Genomic DNA, 18938 nt, shown 5'->3' on the forward strand with positions numbered 1-18938 from the left:
CGCATTACGCTTATCCTTATATTGTAACATAACTGGCCAACGAGATGAATTCCGGCGGCTAATCCCTTACTTAACGGAAGAGCCTTTAGACTCGAGCCGATGGAGACTCACTTCATTTATGGTTTCTCTATTTCATAATGCAGATCATTCAGTTCCTCCAGCAGCTGCTGCTTCTCCGTTTCCGTGAGCACGGAATGGGCATTGATCTCATCCATCAGTGCCTTTAATTCGGCTTCATTGTTCGGATGTATCGTAAATTTGATAAGATCCACATTAACAGCCTCCTTTCATCACTCATTTTTGTGTAAATGAAGTCTGGACTCCAGACCCTTAATATTTTCTACCTAGTATCCTGCTCCAACTTCCGACGTATACCCAGCACTGAAAATTAAAAAAACCGACATGCAGCCTGTCGGGCTGCACATCGGTCCTAAATTCAAAATTTATTCACTGCAGGAGGAGCTGGCTACCTTTCCTTGCTCCACCGTGATCGTCTCCGATATCGTATCGCGAATCACTGTCATAACAAGCTGCAGCAGATAATTAATATCCTCTTGAGACTGCTTAAACTCACTTACGATCGGAATTGCATCAAGCTCATCCTGCAGGTCCTCGATTTCCTTTTCAATTTTGGCCACCATTTTCTGGTTCTCGAACGATTCGAAGGCCACAATTTCCTTCTGTTTTTTCTTAATGGCACTAATCAGCATCTGGATTTGATCATTATTGGCGATCTGCTTTTCTGCCTTTTGAAAAAACTGAACCTCGTTAGAGGTAGACAAAAGTGCTGCGAGCTCCTTCGCTTTGGACATGATGTCCTCACGGATAATTAAATCCTTGTTATAGTGCAACTCCATGCCACAATCCGTATATTTTTGCTCCGCCATACGCGTCACACGCCCCTAACCTTTTTCTTAATGAACTACTGCTTCCTGTACCCAATCGCCTTTAATATAGAACGTTGGGGTTTCTGTAATCTTTACTTGCACAAACTTGCCGATTAAATCCTTCGGCCCTTCAAAATGCACCAGCTTGTTCGTACGCGTACGGCCTGCCAATACGTTTGAATTATTTTTGCTTTCACCTTCGACCATCACTTCAAGCGTTTGACCCTTAAGGCTTTCATTGCTGGCCTTGCTGTATTCATTGAGAACATCGTTTAGGCGGTATAGCCGTTCTTTTTTAACTTGAAGCGGAACGTTATCTTCCATATCCGCAGCCGGCGTTCCTTCCCTAGGGGAGTAAACGAACGTAAACGCGCTATCAAAACCAACCTCTCGCACGAGCGATACCGTTTCCTCGAACTGTTCCTCGGTTTCACCCGGGAATCCCACGATAATATCCGTCGTCAGGACCACATCGGGTATCGCTTTTTTGATTTTGCTTACAAGCTCCAAATAATGCTCCCGCGTATACTTACGGCTCATTCGCTTTAAGATCTCATTGCTGCCCGATTGTACAGGCAGATGAATATGCTCAACCAGGTTCCCCTTTTTGGCCAGAACTTCGATCAGGTGATCATCAAAATCTCTTGGATGCGAAGTCGTAAAACGTACTCTCGGGATATCAATTTTACGGATATCATCCATGAGATCGCCGAAACGGTAATTGGAATCTTCAAAATCTTTGCCGTATGCATTTACGTTCTGGCCAAGCAGCATAATTTCCTTAAAGCCCTGCCTAGCCAAATCCCGCACCTCAGCGATGACATCCTCCGGACGGCGGCTACGCTCCTTACCCCGCGTATAAGGCACGATACAGTAAGTACAGAACTTGTCACAGCCGTACATAATGTTGACCCAGGCCTTGATGCCTTCGCGCTTTTTAGGCAGGTTCTCGAAAATGTCGCCTTCCTTGGACCATACCTCAACCACCATCTCTTTGCTGAACATTGCTTCTTTCACAAGTACAGGGAGGCGGTGGATATTGTGGGTACCGAAAATCAAATCAACAAACGGGTGCTTCTTCAGAATGCGGTTGACCACCGATTCCTCCTGGGACATGCAGCCGCAAACACCGAGAAGAAGCGATGGCTTTTCCGTCTTCAGATGCTTCAAATGCCCCAGCTCGCCGAACACCTTATCCTCCGCATTCTCACGGACGGCGCATGTGTTCAGCAGTATAATGTCCGCTTCACGGCGATCTTCCGTTGCCCGATATCCCATCTGCTCAAGCAGGCCCTTGATCGTCTCCGTATCATGCTCATTCATTTGGCAGCCGTACGTTTGGATCAAATAATACTTGTCCCTTCCTAGCCCACGCAGCTCTTCGGGTATATCAAAATTGTAATGAACCTCTATATCTTCCTTCCCTCTCTTTTTAGCGTCCGTAAGAGAAGGAGGTTGAAAATATATCGAATAATCTTTCTCGGATTTTTGTTTTGTCGTCATAACCTTAAATTCCTCCTGAACTGCAGTTTGCCGCGAAGATCATACCCTTTATTATAACATTAGCACGGCATTCATTTCAAAAGAATTCTCTGCCTATGAAGACAAAATCAATCCGATATCCCCGTTCTTTATTCCGGCCGCATTGGCTTCATCGGTATCGATGTGCATATCAAGCGCATAATGCTCCGAAACACGGGCAATAACCTGCTCGAAAATAACCGCTCTTTCACCTTCAACCCGGACACTTAGCCTCTGTTTATCCGTAATCCCCCACTTCGCCGCATCCTTGGTATGAAAATGAATATGTCTAGCCGCCACAATCACGCCTTCCTGAAGCTCGACATCTCCGGCTGGGCCGACAACCCGGATCCCCGGCGTCCCCCCAATATTACCCGACTCTCTAACAGGCGGATTGATCCCCAGTGTAAATGCATCGGTTCGTGAAATTTCCAGCTGCGATCGACTGCGGGCCGGGCCAAGAATACGAACCTTCTCAATTTGCCCTTTCTCGGTAATGACGGTAACCGTTTCTTTGGCCGCGAACTGCCCGGGCTGCGACAATTCTTTTAATACCTCGAGTTTATAATTCGAACCGAACAGCAGCTGAATATGCTCTGTCGATAAATGAATATGTCTCGCGGATACACCTATAGGCACCTGCTTCACAGCGCACGCTCCTTTTTCTTCCACTTGGACTTCTCTTCACATTATACCCAACCCATATGAAAAAAGCATACGGTAAGTACCGTATGCTTTACTAAAGTTCGAAAAATTATTTAAATTCAGCCACCAATTTTTCAAAATCTTGCTCGCTGAGTTTCAAATCTTGCTTGGCAAGTCCTTCCGGTTTGAAGCCGGTAACCATATTTTCGTAGCTCTTCTTGGACTTATCCTGATAAATTAAGCCGGTAACCAAGCTGTTGGTTTCCATAATCTTGGTCATAGCCGCTACCCGGTTCGACGGATCGTACTCTGGAGTTTCCTCCAGATCAACGATATGCTCCTTGAACCACTCATAAGTATTCACTTTATTGAAAGTAACGCAAGGGCTGAACACGTTGATAAAGGAGAAGCCTTCATGCTTCATTCCTTCTTCAATCAACGCAGTCAACTGCTTCAGGTTACTCGAGAACGATTGGCCTACGAAGGTTGCGCCCGCAGCCAGAGCCACTTCCAGCGGAGACAGCGCGGACTCGATCGAACCGGATGGTGTCGATTTTGTCTTGAAGCCTTCAGCGCTTCGCGGAGAAGTTTGACCTTTCGTCAGGCCGTAGATTTGGTTATCCATGACAATGTACGTAATGTTAATGTTACGACGGATGGCATGAACAGTATGGCCCATACCGATGGCAAAGCCGTCGCCGTCGCCGCCTGCCGCGATAACGGTCAATTCGCGGTTAGCCATTTTCAAGCCCTGAGCGATAGGAAGCGAACGTCCGTGAACACCATGAAAACCGTAAGCATTGATATAGCCGGAGATACGGCCAGAGCAGCCGATCCCAGAAACTACGGCAAGCTGTTCCGGTTCCAGACCGACATTAGCAGCCGCTCTTTGAATAGCCGCTTGAACGGAGAAGTCTCCACAGCCCGGGCACCAGTTCGGTTTAATATTGTTACGGAAATCTTTTAACGTTGCCATACAAGGTTCAACTCCTGACAGTATTTTGTGATTTCAGCCGGCAAGAATGGGTTACCGTCATATTTCAGCATGCTTTTGATTTTATCGGCATAGCCTACGTTAAGTTTGATCAGGGAAGCGAGTTGGCCGGTCGCATTGTTTTCAACTACAACCACGGTTTTCGCCTTTTCAATATAAGGCTTCAGCTCTTCAGCCGGGAACGGATGCAGCAGACGCACCGTGATGTGGTTCGAAGTGATGCCTTTGCCATTCAAACGACCTCTGGCTTCGTCAATCGTTCCACCGATAGATCCCATGCCAATGATCAGCAGGTCTGGATTTTCGTGTGGAGCATCAACCTTGATCGGGTCTGTTACTTTCACATGCTTCATTTTACCCATCCGTTTGTCCATCATCTTCTTACGGTTGACAGGGCTTTCGGACGGACGGCCGTCTTCCGCATGCTCTACGCCGGTCACATGGTGGATACCATACTTTTGACCAGGCAGCGAACGAGGAGAAATTCCGTTCTCGTTTTCTGCGAAGGCATAACGCTTAAACATTTGGTTTTCTTCAAGCTGCGGCAGATCGCCTGTTTTCAATGCGCCGCGGTTGATTTGAATTCTATTGTAGTCGAGCAGTTCGCTCGTTTGTTTGCCCAAGGACAGCTGCAAATCCGTCAACAGAATGACGGGCACTTGGTACATTTCGGCCAAGTTGAAGGCTTCAATCGTATCGTAGAAGCACTCTTCGATCGTGGAAGGCGACAATACGATTTTTGGAATTTCACCATGCGTCCCGTGAATCATCGCCAACACGTCGGATTGCTCTTGCTTTGTCGGAAGTCCTGTACTTGGACCGCCGCGCTGCGTATCCACGATAACGACAGGCGTTTCGGTCATACCAGCAAGGCCGATCGCTTCCATCATCAGGGACAAACCAGGACCAGCCGAAGCCGTTAACGCGCGAACGCCTCCGTAGTTAGCGCCAATCGCCATCGTACATGCTGCAATTTCATCCTCGGTTTGAATAACCGTACCGCCGAATTTCGGAAGCGTCTTGATCAGGTATTCCATAATCTCGGATGCCGGGGTAATCGGATAAGCAGGCATGAAACGGCAGCCTGCGGCTACTGCGCCGAGACCAATAGCATCGTTACCGATCATAAACAGCTTGGTTCTGCCGTCTGCCGGCTCCAATTGAAACTCAGGAAGCGGACCGCCCGTAAGCTCAAGCACAAATTCAGCCGCTTTACGAACCGCTTCAACGTTTTTCTCAACAACAGCCGCGCCTTTACGGCCGAACTCTTCTTCTACCGCTTTATTAAACACTTCGAGAGGCAAACCGAGCAGTGCCCAGGATGCGCCGGAAGCAGCCATATTCTTAAACAAGGAAGTGCCCAATTCTTCTGCGATTGCCGTAATCGGAACCGGGAATAATCTGGCTTTTACGCCATCAGGAATAACCGGATTTACTTTTGCATCGGCAATAATCACGCCGTTCTCACGCAGTTCGTGTGCATTTAAATCGATGGTCTCTTGGTCAAAAGCTACGAGAATATCCAAATCGTCTGAAATGGCCCGAATCGGTTTCGTGCTGATTCTGATTTTGTTGTTCGTATGCCCACCTTTAATCCGTGAGGAAAAATGACGGTAGCCGTACAAATAGTACCCAAGTCTGGTCAATGCCGTGGAAAAAATTTTATCGGTACTTTCCACGCCTTCCCCCTGTTGTCCTCCGACCTTCCAAGATAATTGGCTAATCACCGTTGTCCACTCCTTTTAAATTCGCTGACGCTGCAGCTTACCACTTCAAAACTATTCACTAAGCAAGATAAAAATTTTTTCTCACCTGTCAAACAAATTTTATGACGTAAAGCTTTAAAAAGCAAGGGTTTATAGCGAATTTTAAGTATAGTTATTTTAGATTGAATCCATATCAATTTGAGAATATATTAGTTGTCTTATATCTATAATCAAGATGTTAATTTTTAGTGAACAGGCAGGTGACTGCTCAAAAACGTATACCAATTCCCGTGCAAAAATCCGTTTACCTGATCATGGGTAAACCTCTTGTAAAGCGCTGCGGCCAATCGATCGTACTGACCGGCATGCTCCAAACCCGGAATGTGACGTTCTATCCCGTCAAAATCCGAACCCAGTACAAGCTGGCGCTCGCCGCCCAATGCACAAATGTATTCCATATGTTTGACGACATCGTCAATACTTGCCCTTCCGCCGCTTTCCACAAACCACGGTACAAACGTTACGCCAATCCTTCCGTCCACACGGATCAATGCTCTGATTTGCTCATCGTCCAAATTTCTGGGATGCCCGCACAGCCTTTTGGCGTTGGAATGCGTAGCGACAAAAGGCTTCGAAGACGCTGCGGCCAAATCCCAAAAAGCAGCGGCTGACAAATGCGACACATCCAATAGGATACCCAGCTCATTGCAATCTTTAATAAAGCTTTTTCCTTTGCGCGTAAATCCCCCTTGCCTGGGTTCGAGCACCCCGTCCGCCGCCCAGTTCGCATAATTCCATGTCACTCCGATCATACGAACCCCCAGTTGATATAGAGCATGCGTATAAAGAGGGTTCCCATAAAGGGCATCGGCGCCTTCCAAAGTCAGCATAGCTCCCGGAATACGACCGTTCATGACGCTTTCCAGGTCACCGCGGGTTTTCACAGCCTGCATAAGACCTCCGCGAACAACCTTTCGATAAAAAATATTTATATACTCCAAATAATGGTCAAAATGTGGCTGAGTTATACGTTCAGGCAAATAAATAGCAAAACATTGCAGCTTTACATTGGACTGAAGCATTCTTGAATAGGTCACGTCCATAGGAGCGGTCTGCGTATCGTAAAAGTCAATATCCGGGTTTAAGTACATTTTATACAGCACATCACAATGCCCGTCGATCACCTTCATCAGCTCATCCTCCTTCGGTTCCAAAAAACAAAAAAACCTGTCTACAATGTAAACAGGTGTTTTGGTACAGCCGTAAATGCATCTTCTTTTACCTTGGTTCCACAATCAATTTAATCGCCGTTCGATCTTCACCGTCAATTACAATATCAGTAAACGCTGGTATGCAGATCAAGTCAACACCGCTGGGAGCCACAAATCCTCGAGCTATGGCTACGGCTTTGATCGCTTGGTTCAGAGCGCCTGCACCGATGGCCTGGAGCTCAGCAGCCCCGCGTTCACGCAGCACCCCAGCGAGCGCGCCGGCAACGGAATTTGGGTTGGATTTTGCTGAAACTTTTAATACTTCCATGAAAAGTACCTCCTCGGGAATGATGATAGCTTCCAGTACTATTCATATTCTAGGAATTTACCGATAATTCCTTCTATTCGAAGATGGTATTTTCAAAAATATTAGAATTATTCGTCAATTTATGCTTTTTTATCGGTTTACCTATTCCAGTAGAACTCCATCTTCATCCATGCGGATGAGTCGGATATTTCTCCCGAGCCCGCTGACCGGATCCAAATCGATGCAAACCGCATGAAAATGCCACTTTCCTTCATCCACTACAAACCGGACAGGCAGCTGCGTCTTAAATTTCTGGAGCACGGCATTGCGCTCCATGCCAAGGATGCCGTCCCGCGGTCCGACCATCCCTACATCGGTCACATAAGCCGTACCGAGCGGAAGGATGCGTTCGTCGTTGGTTTGCACATGCGTATGCGTGCCGACGACGGCCGACACCTTCCCGTCCAAATGCCAGCCCATCGACAGCTTTTCCGATGTGGCCTCGGCATGAAAATCGACAAATATATACTTTGTTCTTTTCCTTGCCTGCTCCACCAGCTCAATCGCTTTTTCAAATGGACAATCCAGCGGCGGCAGGAAGGTACGTCCCTGTAAATTGATGATAGCAAGCTCCTGATCCTTCACCTTAATGAAGGTCATACCCCGCCCCGGCGTCCCTTCAGGAAAATTAGCAGGACGCACCATGCGGACTTCCTTATCGATGAAATCGAATATCTCCTTTTGGTCCCACGTATGGTTTCCCATCGTTATCCCCTGTACCCCAATCTCAAAGAGCTCTTTGGTAATCGCCGAGGTAATCCCCCGTCCGGCGGCGGCATTTTCTCCGTTTGCAATAATCCAGTGAGGATTGTATTTTGTTTTCAGCTTGGGTAAACACGTTTTGAGTGCCTTACGTCCAACAGAACCGACGATATCGCCTATAAATAAAATTCGAATGACTTTTTCCTCCCGACTGATTCCCATTCGTTATGTAATTAAAGAGAAGTGGCTTTTCAGCCACTTCTCCTCTAGTGTATGCAAATTATTTAGCATATTCTACAGCACGTGTTTCGCGGATTACCGTCACTTTGATATGGCCTGGATAATCCAGTTCACTTTCAATCTTCTTCGTGATGTCTCTGGCCAAACGGAAGGCTTCGGTATCATCGACCTTCTCCGGTTGAACCATGACGCGAACCTCACGGCCGGCTTGGATGGCATACGATTTCTCTACGCCCTCGAACGACTCGGAAATCTCTTCAAGCTTCTCCAGACGCTTGATATACGTTTCAAGCGTTTCTCTGCGAGCTCCAGGTCTGGCCGCGGAAAGAGCGTCTGCCGCACCGACCAGCATGGCGATGACTGATGTCGCTTCACAGTCGCCATGATGCGAGGCAATACTGTTAATCACCACAGGATGTTCTTTGTATTTCTTTGCAATTTCGACACCGATTTCTACGTGAGAGCCTTCCACCTCATGATCAAGCGCTTTGCCGATGTCATGAAGAAGTCCGGCACGCTTCGCCAATGTCACGTCTTCTCCCAGCTCTCCAGCCATCAACCCGGTCAGATATGCAACCTCCATAGAGTGTTTCAGTACATTCTGACCATAGCTTGTACGGAATTTCAGGCGTCCCAAGATTTTGATCAAGTCCGGATGGAGACCATGAACGCCGGTTTCGAACGTAGCTTGTTCGCCGTATTCGCGAATACGCTCGTCGACCTCCTTGCGGGATTTTTCCACCATTTCCTCAATTCGGGCAGGGTGGATTCGTCCATCGGCCACCAGCTTTTCAAGCGATGTTCTGGCAATTTCCCTCCGGATCGGGTCAAAACCGGATAAAATAACAGCTTCCGGCGTATCGTCGATAATTAAATCGATGCCCGTCAATGTTTCCAAAGCCCGGATGTTACGACCTTCACGACCGATGATACGGCCTTTCATTTCTTCATTCGGCAGCGCTACGACCGATACGGTGGTTTCAGCGACGTGATCGGCGGCACATCTCTGAATGGCCAGCGTGATGATCTCTCTGGCTTTCTTGTCGCCTTCTTCTTTAGCCTGTTGTTCAATTTCTTTAATTAACTGTGCGGTTTCGTGGCGAACCTCCTGCTCAACGTTCGTCAGGATGATGTTCTTGGCTTCTTCCATCGTCAACGCGGAAATCCGCTCCAGTTCGGCAACCTGATCTTTATAAATCTGATCAATTTGCACTTGGGTTTCTTCGATTCGCTTCTCCTTGTTGGCGACCTGCTCTTCTTTTTTCTCAAGAGATTCTAATTTTTTATCCAGCGATTCCTCTTTTTGCAACAATCGTCTCTCTAGTCGTTGAGTTTCATTCCGACGGTCACGAATGTCTTTTTCAGCTTCGGTTCTGAACTTGTGAATCTCGTCTTTCGCTTCCAGAACCGTTTCTTTCTTCAGTGCTTCCGCTTCTTTGCGAGCATTGTCGATAATCTGTGCGGCAGCTTGTTCAGCACTGGAAATCTTCGCCTCTGCAAGGGACTTGCGGATAAAATAACCAATCCATAAGCATAGAGCACCAACAACGAGAACAATCAGGATCCAGATGACTGTGTTTGGCATCCAGTTCACCTCCTCGTTGTCTCTCCAAGGGGTAAGCTTGGGATAATCAGGTTTTTTATCCATTTTACAAGCGCTAGAAAAAAGTAAAAATTGGCGATTTTACTTTGGGAATTTTCCCTTTGGCTGGTAGGGAAAATTCACTGTATAAAGATTTATACATAATCATTTTATCTTTTGATAAAGAAGCTTGTCAAGATGATTGTCGATTTGTTGAATTTTATTTTACGACATAAATTATTTATGTTATTTAGTTTCATCAACGAGCCTGCACTTATTCTTCATCCAAATCCGGCACATGCCACTCTTCTTCTTGCCCCTGAACGGGCAATCGGCTCAACACTTTGCTTACTACAGAACCCGGATAGCCCCTGCGCTGAAGAAAACCTATAATTTTACGGCGAACTTTAAGTGCGTCCTTATCCAGCTCGACACCATACCGTTTCATGGTCAATTGATAGGCCATACGGTATTCCGTCTCTTCATCCACCTGCTCCAGTGCCTCTGTTATTTGTTCTTTATTAATTCCCTTTTGCTGAAGCTCCTGCTTAATCCAGCGGCTCCCTTTTTTTTGCGATTCTGACCTCTGTTTGGTCAGCTGCTCCGCAAAGAGCGAATCGTTCAGATAGCCTTCCTTTTGGAGACGCTCCATCGTCACTTGATTGATTTCGGCTGAATACCCTTTTTGCTTAAGACGTGTCAGCATCTCATGCTCGGAGCGCAGCCGGCTGGAGAGCAGCCGGATCGCGTCAAGATATGCTTTGTTTACCTCTTCTGCGTATATGATTTGCTGCAGCTTGGAGGCGTCAACAACCTCACCTTTCAGCAGCCTATGCTTGACCAATACATCCTCATGTACGGAGAAAGCAAAATTTTCGTCAATAAATACATTGTAACGCCGCCTGGCTCTCCTCTGCTGCTCGACTTTGGTGATGACTCCCAGGGCCAGACCTTCGTCTGTATGATCCGTCACCTGTAACCTCCTCCTTGCAAACAGCAAGGGCACCTTTCACTCCTCGTAAAGGTGCCCTTGCCTTGATTGGTGAATCGCGATGTACATTAATGACGCATCGGACTAACCGATGCGTCATTGATGTTATTCAAAAGGTACGGCAAAATCCTCTTCTTCTTCTTCATCCGTGTTCGGTCCGACTGCCGTGATCAGGTTGCTGTTATCCCGAATCTGCTTCTCGATCACGTCCGCAACGTTCTTGTTCTCCTTCAAAAACTGCTTCGCGTTCTCGCGTCCTTGACCCAGACGATCATTATTATAAGAGTACCATGCACCGCTCTTTTGGATGATATCCATCTCCGTTGCAATATCTACGAGACTGCCTTCTCTGGATATGCCTTCACCGTACATGATATCAATCTCCGCTTGCTTGAACGGGGGAGCCACTTTGTTCTTGACCACTTTGATCCGCGTGCGGTTCCCGACCATATCGTTGCCTTGCTTAATGGTCTCCACGCGGCGCACATCAAGCCGGATCGAAGAATAAAATTTCAATGCCCGTCCGCCCGGCGTCGTCTCCGGGTTTCCGAACATCACGCCGACCTTCTCCCGCAGCTGGTTGATAAAGATGGCAATCGTCTTCGATTTGTTGATGGCACCCGACAGCTTACGCAGCGCCTGAGACATTAAGCGAGCCTGCAAGCCGACATGGGAATCCCCCATCTCTCCTTCAATCTCAGCTTTTGGCACAAGTGCGGCAACAGAGTCAATCACAATGATGTCTACCGCTCCGCTCCGTACGAGCGCTTCTGCAATCTCAAGCGCCTGTTCACCGGTATCCGGTTGGGAAAGGAGCAGCTCATCAATATTGATGCCGAGCTTGCTGGCATACAGCGGGTCCAAGGCATGCTCCGCATCAATGAAGGCAGCCGTTCCTCCCGCCTTCTGTACCTCAGCGATCGCATGCAGCGCCACCGTGGTTTTACCGGAGGATTCCGGTCCGTAAACTTCTATAATTCTACCTCTTGGGAAACCGCCGATTCCCAATGCGATATCCAATGCAAGCGAACCGCTGGGAATGGTCTCCACCTGCATATGGGTAGATTCGCCCAATTTCATTATGGATCCTTTACCAAACTGCTTCTCGATTTGACGTAATGCATTCTCTAAGGCTGCGCGCCGGTCTGTCAAGAGACTCACTTCCTTTTTCATAATTCGTATAATTACATCATAGCGGGTTTTCCACCCGTTGCCAAGCTATTTTTCGAACATACATTCGCATGTGATGCAAAAGAAAAACCGTAACAAAGGTTGTCGGTTTGTTACGGTGCTTCCGCTAATCTACATTATACTGGATTTTCCGGATGGTGGCAACTACGATTTTAAAAGTTTCCAAAGCTGGTAGAGCGCGCTCTTGGACGCTCTCAGCTTGATCGTATCCCGGTTTCCGGACAGCTGCAATTTGACCACGAAAGCTTTTTCTCCCCGCTTGGCGATGCCTGCGTAAACGAGTCCCACAGGCTTTCCTTCAGATTCGTCCGGGCCGGCTACGCCTGTAAGAGAGACACCATAGTCAGCTCCCGTCCGCTCAGCGACATTCTCGGCCATCGCCGCGGCGGTTTCTTCGCTGACCGCACCTGGAGCATCGATCCCCTCCAATTGCTCCATAGGAATTCCCAGCAGCTTATGTTTTGCTGCGTTCGAGTAGGTGATAATCCCTCCCAAAAACGCATTGGAGCTTCCTGTAACGGACGTCAGCATGTCGCTTAAACGTCCTCCTGAGCAGCTTTCCGCTACAGCCAGCTTTTTTCCTTGAGAAGCCAGTGTCTGCAGAATATGCTGTTCCAACGATATGTCTTCCGCCGCATAAATATATTGCCCGAGCCGGTTACGGATTTCCTGCTCCATCGGCTTCAGCTTGCCGGCGGCTACTTCGGCCGATGCCGCCCGTGTCGTAAGACGGATGGCGACTTCCCCTTCTTTGGCATAAGGAGCAATCGTCGGATCGGACTGAACTTCAATCAGATCTAACAACGCGTGTTCAAGAGAAGATTCGCCGATCCCTGCAAACTTGAGCATCAAAGAATACAGAGGGTGAATATGGTCCATCTTGGATTCGATCCATGGACGGGCATATTGATCAAACATCGGCTTCATCTCTTTAGGGGGACCCGGCAGCAGGATATAATGCGTCCCCTCATGTGTCACCGCATTGCCAACCGCAAGCCCCGTATCATTAGCAAGAGGATCGCTGTGCTCCAGCATGAGCGCCTGACGCATATTGCTTTCAACCATAGGTATCCCGCGGATTTCAAAGAAAGCTTTCATTTTGTCCAGCGACGGCTGATGCAGCACCAGGCTTTGTCCCAGGTCCTCGGCAAGCACATCTTTAGTCAGGTCATCCTGTGTCGGACCAAGTCCGCCCGTGCAAATAATAAGATCCGCACGGCTTTTGGCTATGTGCAGCGCTTCTTTCATTCTTACCGCATTATCCCCTACGACCGTCTGAAAATAAACGCCTACTCCGATTTCCGCAAGTCCGCGGGCCAGATACTGCGCATTCGTATTGACGATCTGTCCCATCAGCAGCTCTGTGCCGACCGCAATAATTTCCGCTTTCATACGCTTCCCCTCCGGATAAAACAAAAACAATAGGAAAACCTACTGTTTTTGATCGTCAAAGTTTATCACATGCTTGTTTTTAACAAAGTAATCGATACCCGAATAAACCGTTATGATGGCTGCGATCCAACTGGTGATCACGTCAAACGGGAAATTGATGAACGCGAATGGAAAATTGTTAAGGAGCAGCGCAATGATCGCCGTGATTTGCGCCGCGGTTTTCCATTTCCCCCACTTGCTCGCCGCCATGACCATGCCTTCCAGCAGTGCGATTTGACGAAGCCCCGTTACGGCAAATTCACGGCTGATAATGACGATGACAATCCAAGCCCCCAGCTTATCCATCTCTACCAGGGAAACCAGAACGGCGGATACCAGAAGCTTATCCGCCAACGGATCCAACAGCTTGCCGAGATTTGTGACAAGCTTCCGTTTCCTGGCAATATACCCGTCAAGACTATCCGTACTCGCCGCCACGATGAAGATCAGCGCCGCGATAATCTGATTATACGTGATGCTGAACTGCTCGATCCGGATATGAGGAAATTTCACGTTGACGAGCAAGAAGAACATAATAATCGGAACTAAAAATATTCTCGCCAATGTGATCCGGTTGGCCAAATTCATGCCACAACCTCCCCGGACAAATCAAATTCGAAGGAATGGGTAATCCTTACCTTTGCAATCTCGCCAATCGCAAGCTTGGAACCGCGGGCAAACACCTCACCGTCGATTTCCGGAGCATCGAACATGGAACGGCCTACATAAACATCGCCCCGGCCATCATATTTCTCGATTAAGACATCGATGACTTGACCGATCCGGCTGCTGTTTCGCTCGCTTGAGATTTCGCGTTGAATTTCCATCAGCACATTGGAACGATACTCTTTCACCTCATCCGGAACTTGATCGGGCAAACGTGACGCCGGCGTATCTTCCTCCTTGGAATACGTAAACACCCCAAGCCGGTCGAACTGAACCTCACGGATAAACGCCTTCAGATTCTCGAAATCCTCTTCCGTTTCACCCGGGAAGCCGACGATGATCGAGGTACGAAGTGATACGCCCGGAATACGCTCGCGAATTTTGCGAATCAGCTCGCGAGCGTCACGCTGCCGGCCCGGCCGGCGCATACGTTTCAGAATACTGTCCTCGCTGTGCTGCAAAGGCATATCCACATATTTGCATACCTTAGGATTATTGGCCATGACGTCAATCAATTCGTCGGTGAAAAAGCCTGGGTACGCATAATGAAGCCTTACCCACTCAATGCCTGCAACCTCGCTCACTTTGTTCATCAGCGTCGGAAGCATAAACCCGTCATAGAGATCGGTGCCATAATTGGTGGAATCCTGAGCGATCAGACTGATCTCCTTTACCCCTTGAGCAGCAAGCTGCTCCACCTCGGCAAGAATCGACTCCATGCTGCGGCTGCGAAACCTGCCGCGCATGATCGGAATACTGCAGAACGTACAGGCGTTGTCGCAGCCTTCGGCGATTTTGACATAGGCTGTATAGCGGGGCGTAGTTAATCTTCTCGGCAATCTCTGCTCATAGTTAAATACCGGATTACCTACCATAACCGGTTTTTTGCCGGATAATGCCTTATCGACAATATCATTGATTTTGTCAAAATCACCGGTTCCGACGATTCCGTCGATTTCCGGCATTTCATGCATCAGTTCTTCCTTGTAGCGCTGAGTCAAGCATCCCGATACGATCAGCGCCTTCAGCTGACCGGTTTGCTTCAGTTCCGCCATATCCAGTATGGTATTCACCGACTCCTCTTTGGCCGCATCGATGAATCCGCATGTATTGACAATAATGACCGTAGCTTCTTCCTTCTCCGATACTAAACTGTAACCACGTTCGTGAATAAGTCCGGACATGATTTCGGAGTCAACCAAATTTTTCTCGCAACCCAGGGTCACAACTTTCACTTTCTCTGTCATGTAAGATCCTCCACCTGTTCCTTCTAAACGACTAGTTACAAGTATAATATAACCGTTTAAAGAGTGTCAAAAGCTGAAAAAGCCTTACGAACGCTTCTTTCCGTAAGGCAATACGCCCATCCTGCAGTCGCTACCTGAAATTGATAAATTGCAATTCCAGCGGCAAATCGGCTTTGCGGAGCAGCTGCATGACCTGCTGTAAATCATCCTTGCTCTTTCCGGTTACCCGAATTTGATCCCCCTGAATTTGACTTTTTACTTTCAGCTTAGAGTCGCGAATCAGCACATTGATTTTTTTGGCATTGTCCTGATCGATGCCTTGCTTCACCTTAATCTTCTGACGAACCGTGCTTTGTGCAGCCGGTTCCACCTTCCCGTAGTCTAAATTTTTCAAAGAGATTCCCCGTTTAGCCATTTTGGATTGGAGGATGTCGAGTACATTCTGAAGCTTAAACTCATCGTCGGATATGACAACAAGCTCCTCCTTTTCAAGCGCTATGCTGCTCTTGCTGCCCTTAAAATCGAATCGCGTGGCGATTTCTTTCTCCGCCTGGTTAATGGCATTGTTCAGTTCCTGGATATCCAATTTGGAAACAATGTCGAATGAATTTTCGCTGCTCATAAATGATTGATCATCCTTCCCTAACAACGTCACATTTATATTAACAAAAAAGACACCTTCAGCACAAAGCCTCCGAGTGTCTCTAGCTGCATAACGTGTGCAAATCCAAGTCATAACCAATCGACGCACATCCTCTTTGCTTTGGGTATGCTTTACCATTATGACCTGTAAGAAGGCAGACGATACTAAGAAGGCAGAAGGTCGATCTGAATTCTTTTAACATTCGCTTCGTCCCCTACGTTAATCGGAGTGCCGTTGACTTTCAATTCCACGGCGCTGGCTTTTCCCAAAACCACACGGACGGTGTTTGGAACGGTCCACGTTTGTGTATTGCCATTCAGGAAGTTTTGCGAAGCAAGCACCTTTCTCTCGCTCCCTGCGGATTCCACCTCAACCCAGCATTTGTCTCCGGTCACAGTCATTTCGATATTCAGCTCCTGCACCCCCGCAACCGAGTAAAAGTCGGTATTCCGCTCGCTTCTGACTAGCTTGACATCACTTTTCGGGGGTTCAGGCTGAATAGGCGCCTGTTCAGGCGTTTGCTGAGTCGTGTTGGCACTAGCATCCCCATCGGCTGGCGGCGTTTGGGCAGCGGGAGCGACCTTATCGGTCATCGTCTTGGGCAATTCGTTCGAAGCATCTTTGGAGCCTGAGGTATAATTCAGATTAACAAAGTAATAGATAATCCCCAGGATGAGCACGACGAAGGAAATAACCATAACATTGGACGCCCATTTGCCGATCCATTCCGTATTTCGGATTGTCCGTTTGCTGCGGATCGGCTCAATGACTTGTTCAGGCTCGGAAGGCGGGATTACATTCTGATACAGATTCAGAACCTCGTTCGGATCCAAACCGACAGCTTCGGCATAGCTTTTAATAAACGCCCGTACATAAAAATTTCCAGGCAGCACTTTGTAGTTGCCATCCTCGATGGCCTCCAGATACCGCTTGCGAATCTTAGTCGTCTCTTGCAAATCATCGAGAGATATTTTATTTTCCAGTCTGGCTTTTTTTAACATCTGACCAAGATCGGACACGTTGTCACCCCTTTCAAGAACAGTGGAAGCCTTTTGGACAGGAACAAGCCCGCGTCAGCCGCGCTTAATACTCGTCAAGCCCCGATGTGAACGTCTCATATGTAATTTCTTCTTCCGGTGTATTGCGAAGCTCAACGATGCAGTCGAAATGATCATACGTATATTCGGACTCACGGATAAAAATATCCGGATGTTCTATGACTTTGGTCGACGGCATGGCCATAATTTCCTGCAGAAGCGCGTAATGCTTCTCATTGGAACGCAGAGTGGACACAATACCATCAATAATAAACACGTTATTCGGATTCATCTCGTCCTCGGACAGCTGGCTGCGGACGGTTTGACGAAGCAAGGTAGACGAAACGAAGGTCCACCTTTTATTCGAACATACGCTTCCCGCAATAATCGATTCAGTTTTACCTACTCTCGGCATACCGCGTAAACCCACGACATGATTGCCATCCCGTTTGAATACTTCGCCAAGAAAATCCACCAGCAGACCAAGCTCATCCCGCGTAAAACGGAACGTTTTCCGATCGTCCGAATCCCTTTCAATGTAGCGGCCGTGTCGTACAGCCAAAATATCAACCAGCTTCGGCGTGCGCAAAGCCGTTATAGTTATATTATCCACTTTTTTAAGCATTTTACCCATTAATTCCACTTTTTCTTCATCTTTTGTTTGTAAAAGCATCCCCCGGGTCCGGTCTTCCACCCCGTTAATCGTCACGATATTGATGTCGAGCATTCCCATCAGGGAAGCAATATCACCCAAAAGCCCGGGACGGTTCTTATGTATCTTGTATTCCATATACCATTGTTTGATCTCTTGATTCATTTCTGTACTCATATCCTGTTCTCCGATCCGTATTTTTGGTTCTCACACTCGGAAGTATTCTACAAAATACGATAAAATCCTCCCGTAGCTATCCAATTTATTCGCGAGTCGTGACGAATTTTATTTCAGAATGGGAATAAGGCTGTATTCCCGGCTGCCACTGTCCCTGATCCAACATCTCCTTGATCGAGGTCAATAGACCCGGCCACTGCAGTTCAATGTGGGTTGAAGCCATATTCATTACCGGAATCCGCAAAGCGTTCAGCCGCTGCAATTGCGAGGCTTCTAGCGGAGCATAGACAGCAATCCATGACGGACCGCTCATCTGAACCTGATGCTGTAATTGTGAAAACCAGCCTTGCGCATCGGCCAAGCTGATATTCTCCGCTTCCTCAGAAGGCGCCCACTGCGAAGGAATCGGATAGGCGGACGTGGTAACCCATTCAATGCCCAGTTCGCTTACAAGCTGCTGGCGTACCCATTCATCCCATTCACCCTGAAATTGTTCCTCTGTTACCATCTTAAGCGAGATATTCGGATCGGTTATCGCGGAGGCCTGCCGAGTGATCGCGTCATCGAGCATAATCCATTTGCGCTCGGGTACCGACCTCGCTTCCGGCAAAACATGTTGGACCAGCTCATGTCCGGCAACTAAAACAATATCATAAGACCGGGTTTTGACCTGATTCAGCTGCTCTTCTGTCAAATCCGACAAGTCCTGCATCCATTCGAAAGACGTTTGCCTTTGTTCCCGCCACTCCAGCAGTGTGGTTTGAAGGGTATTCTTTACTTGATCCGAAAGTTCCGGACCGGTCATTACAAGGATCGATGCTTTTGACTGCAGCAGGGCCGGATCAATCTCGGGGATTTGCTTGCCGCAGCCAGCCGCTGTCACCGCCATGCCAATTAACGATATTCCAATCATCCACCGTTTTAGACTGTTCATCAAAACGTTTGTCAACCTCTTTTCTGCCTGTTCCCATGTTCCCTTTTTAGTATAACAGAAAAAGCAAGGAAAAGCCTCCCCATGAGAGAGGAGGCTTTCGTACAATTCCGGTAT

The 18938-nt window shown here is 47.9% G+C and carries 19 protein-coding genes; all 19 read right to left on the reverse strand.

Annotated features, from left to right (window positions below; genetic code table 11):
* Positions 1 to 116: 116 nt before the first annotated feature.
* The 19 genes from ACZYR9_RS01135 to ACZYR9_RS01225 all read right to left on the reverse strand — a co-directional run bounded on the left by ACZYR9_RS01135 (position 117) and on the right by ACZYR9_RS01225 (position 18824).
* Complete coding sequence (locus ACZYR9_RS01135) at positions 117 to 272, reverse strand: hypothetical protein (protein ID WP_488976612.1); 156 nt, start codon at positions 270 to 272, stop codon at positions 117 to 119.
* Between the two features lie 171 nt (positions 273 to 443).
* Positions 444 to 887, reverse strand: a complete 444-nt coding sequence (locus tag ACZYR9_RS01140; RefSeq protein ID WP_488976613.1) for a YlbF/YmcA family competence regulator — start codon at positions 885 to 887, stop codon at positions 444 to 446.
* Positions 888 to 914: 27 nt separating this feature from the next.
* Positions 915 to 2390, reverse strand: coding sequence for a tRNA (N6-isopentenyl adenosine(37)-C2)-methylthiotransferase MiaB (miaB, locus tag ACZYR9_RS01145; RefSeq protein ID WP_488976614.1), 1476 nt, complete (start codon positions 2388 to 2390; stop codon positions 915 to 917).
* Positions 2391 to 2483: 93 nt separating this feature from the next.
* The gene (gene pduL / locus ACZYR9_RS01150) at positions 2484 to 3056 is read right to left on the reverse strand and encodes a phosphate propanoyltransferase (RefSeq protein ID WP_488977120.1); all 573 of its coding nucleotides are present in this window, start codon (positions 3054 to 3056) and stop codon (positions 2484 to 2486) included.
* A 106-nt stretch (positions 3057 to 3162) separates the two neighbouring features.
* Complete coding sequence (locus ACZYR9_RS01155) at positions 3163 to 4029, reverse strand: 2-oxoacid:ferredoxin oxidoreductase subunit beta (RefSeq protein WP_488976615.1); 867 nt, start codon at positions 4027 to 4029, stop codon at positions 3163 to 3165.
* Positions 4017 to 5774: a 2-oxoacid:acceptor oxidoreductase subunit alpha gene (locus tag ACZYR9_RS01160; protein ID WP_488976616.1), complete on the reverse strand. Its 1758-nt coding sequence runs from the start codon at positions 5772 to 5774 to the stop codon at positions 4017 to 4019. The genes ACZYR9_RS01155 and ACZYR9_RS01160 overlap by 13 nt, the downstream gene beginning before the upstream one ends.
* A 224-nt stretch (positions 5775 to 5998) precedes the next feature.
* Positions 5999 to 6943, reverse strand: a complete 945-nt coding sequence (locus ACZYR9_RS01165) for a dipeptidase (protein ID WP_488976617.1) — start codon at positions 6941 to 6943, stop codon at positions 5999 to 6001.
* A gap of 88 nt (positions 6944 to 7031) precedes the next feature.
* The gene (locus ACZYR9_RS01170; protein WP_006286829.1) at positions 7032 to 7292 is read right to left on the reverse strand and encodes a stage V sporulation protein S; all 261 of its coding nucleotides are present in this window, start codon (positions 7290 to 7292) and stop codon (positions 7032 to 7034) included.
* A gap of 141 nt (positions 7293 to 7433) precedes the next feature.
* Positions 7434 to 8228 carry a TIGR00282 family metallophosphoesterase gene (locus ACZYR9_RS01175; RefSeq protein ID WP_488977121.1) on the reverse strand — a complete coding sequence of 265 codons (795 nt, stop codon included), beginning with the start codon at positions 8226 to 8228 and terminating at the stop codon, positions 7434 to 7436.
* 85 nt (positions 8229 to 8313) lie between these two features.
* Positions 8314 to 9858, reverse strand: coding sequence for a ribonuclease Y (gene rny, locus ACZYR9_RS01180; protein WP_488976618.1), 1545 nt, complete (start codon positions 9856 to 9858; stop codon positions 8314 to 8316).
* Positions 9859 to 10129: 271 nt separating this feature from the next.
* A complete protein-coding gene (locus ACZYR9_RS01185) occupies positions 10130 to 10828 on the reverse strand; it encodes a RecX family transcriptional regulator (protein ID WP_488976619.1) in 699 nt (232 codons plus the stop codon).
* A gap of 123 nt (positions 10829 to 10951) precedes the next feature.
* Positions 10952 to 11998 carry a recombinase RecA gene (gene recA / locus ACZYR9_RS01190; protein ID WP_488976620.1) on the reverse strand — a complete coding sequence of 349 codons (1047 nt, stop codon included), beginning with the start codon at positions 11996 to 11998 and terminating at the stop codon, positions 10952 to 10954.
* A 183-nt stretch (positions 11999 to 12181) separates the two neighbouring features.
* Positions 12182 to 13429, reverse strand: coding sequence for a competence/damage-inducible protein A (locus ACZYR9_RS01195; RefSeq protein ID WP_488976621.1), 1248 nt, complete (start codon positions 13427 to 13429; stop codon positions 12182 to 12184).
* Positions 13430 to 13468: 39 nt separating this feature from the next.
* Positions 13469 to 14056 carry a CDP-diacylglycerol--glycerol-3-phosphate 3-phosphatidyltransferase gene (gene pgsA, locus ACZYR9_RS01200; protein WP_488976622.1) on the reverse strand — a complete coding sequence of 196 codons (588 nt, stop codon included), beginning with the start codon at positions 14054 to 14056 and terminating at the stop codon, positions 13469 to 13471.
* Entirely contained in the window at positions 14053 to 15381 is a 1329-nt protein-coding gene (rimO, locus tag ACZYR9_RS01205; protein WP_488976623.1) for a 30S ribosomal protein S12 methylthiotransferase RimO, read from the reverse strand. Before rimO ends, pgsA begins: the two co-directional genes overlap by 4 nt.
* Positions 15382 to 15511: 130 nt before the next feature.
* The gene (locus ACZYR9_RS01210; protein WP_488976624.1) at positions 15512 to 16003 is read right to left on the reverse strand and encodes a YajQ family cyclic di-GMP-binding protein; all 492 of its coding nucleotides are present in this window, start codon (positions 16001 to 16003) and stop codon (positions 15512 to 15514) included.
* Between the two features lie 185 nt (positions 16004 to 16188).
* Entirely contained in the window at positions 16189 to 17043 is an 855-nt protein-coding gene (locus tag ACZYR9_RS01215; RefSeq protein WP_488976625.1) for a helix-turn-helix domain-containing protein, read from the reverse strand.
* Positions 17044 to 17107: 64 nt separating this feature from the next.
* The gene (locus ACZYR9_RS01220) at positions 17108 to 17890 is read right to left on the reverse strand and encodes a DUF3388 domain-containing protein (protein ID WP_488976626.1); all 783 of its coding nucleotides are present in this window, start codon (positions 17888 to 17890) and stop codon (positions 17108 to 17110) included.
* An 85-nt stretch (positions 17891 to 17975) separates the two neighbouring features.
* A complete protein-coding gene (locus ACZYR9_RS01225; protein ID WP_488977122.1) occupies positions 17976 to 18824 on the reverse strand; it encodes a hypothetical protein in 849 nt (282 codons plus the stop codon).
* Between the last annotated feature and the right edge of the window lie 114 nt (positions 18825 to 18938).

It is taken from the genome of Paenibacillus sp. F024, assembly GCF_057814255.1.

Coding starts and splice junctions, on each gene's coding strand:
- ACZYR9_RS01225 (WP_488977122.1), bottom strand. CDS start 18,824: ATGAACAGTCTAAAACGGTGGATGATTGGAATATCGTTAATTGGCATG.
- ACZYR9_RS01155 (WP_488976615.1), bottom strand. CDS start 4,029: ATGGCAACGTTAAAAGATTTCCGTAACAATATTAAACCGAACTGGTGC.
- ACZYR9_RS01165 (WP_488976617.1), bottom strand. CDS start 6,943: ATGAAGGTGATCGACGGGCATTGTGATGTGCTGTATAAAATGTACTTA.
- pgsA (WP_488976622.1), bottom strand. CDS start 14,056: ATGAATTTGGCCAACCGGATCACATTGGCGAGAATATTTTTAGTTCCG.
- rimO (WP_488976623.1), bottom strand. CDS start 15,381: ATGACAGAGAAAGTGAAAGTTGTGACCCTGGGTTGCGAGAAAAATTTG.
- ACZYR9_RS01220 (WP_488976626.1), bottom strand. CDS start 17,890: ATGAGTACAGAAATGAATCAAGAGATCAAACAATGGTATATGGAATAC.
- ACZYR9_RS01140 (WP_488976613.1), bottom strand. CDS start 887: ATGGCGGAGCAAAAATATACGGATTGTGGCATGGAGTTGCACTATAAC.
- ACZYR9_RS01195 (WP_488976621.1), bottom strand. CDS start 13,429: ATGAAAGCGGAAATTATTGCGGTCGGCACAGAGCTGCTGATGGGACAG.
- ACZYR9_RS01210 (WP_488976624.1), bottom strand. CDS start 16,003: ATGAGCAGCGAAAATTCATTCGACATTGTTTCCAAATTGGATATCCAG.
- miaB (WP_488976614.1), bottom strand. CDS start 2,390: ATGACGACAAAACAAAAATCCGAGAAAGATTATTCGATATATTTTCAA.
- ACZYR9_RS01170 (WP_006286829.1), bottom strand. CDS start 7,292: ATGGAAGTATTAAAAGTTTCAGCAAAATCCAACCCAAATTCCGTTGCC.
- rny (WP_488976618.1), bottom strand. CDS start 9,858: ATGCCAAACACAGTCATCTGGATCCTGATTGTTCTCGTTGTTGGTGCT.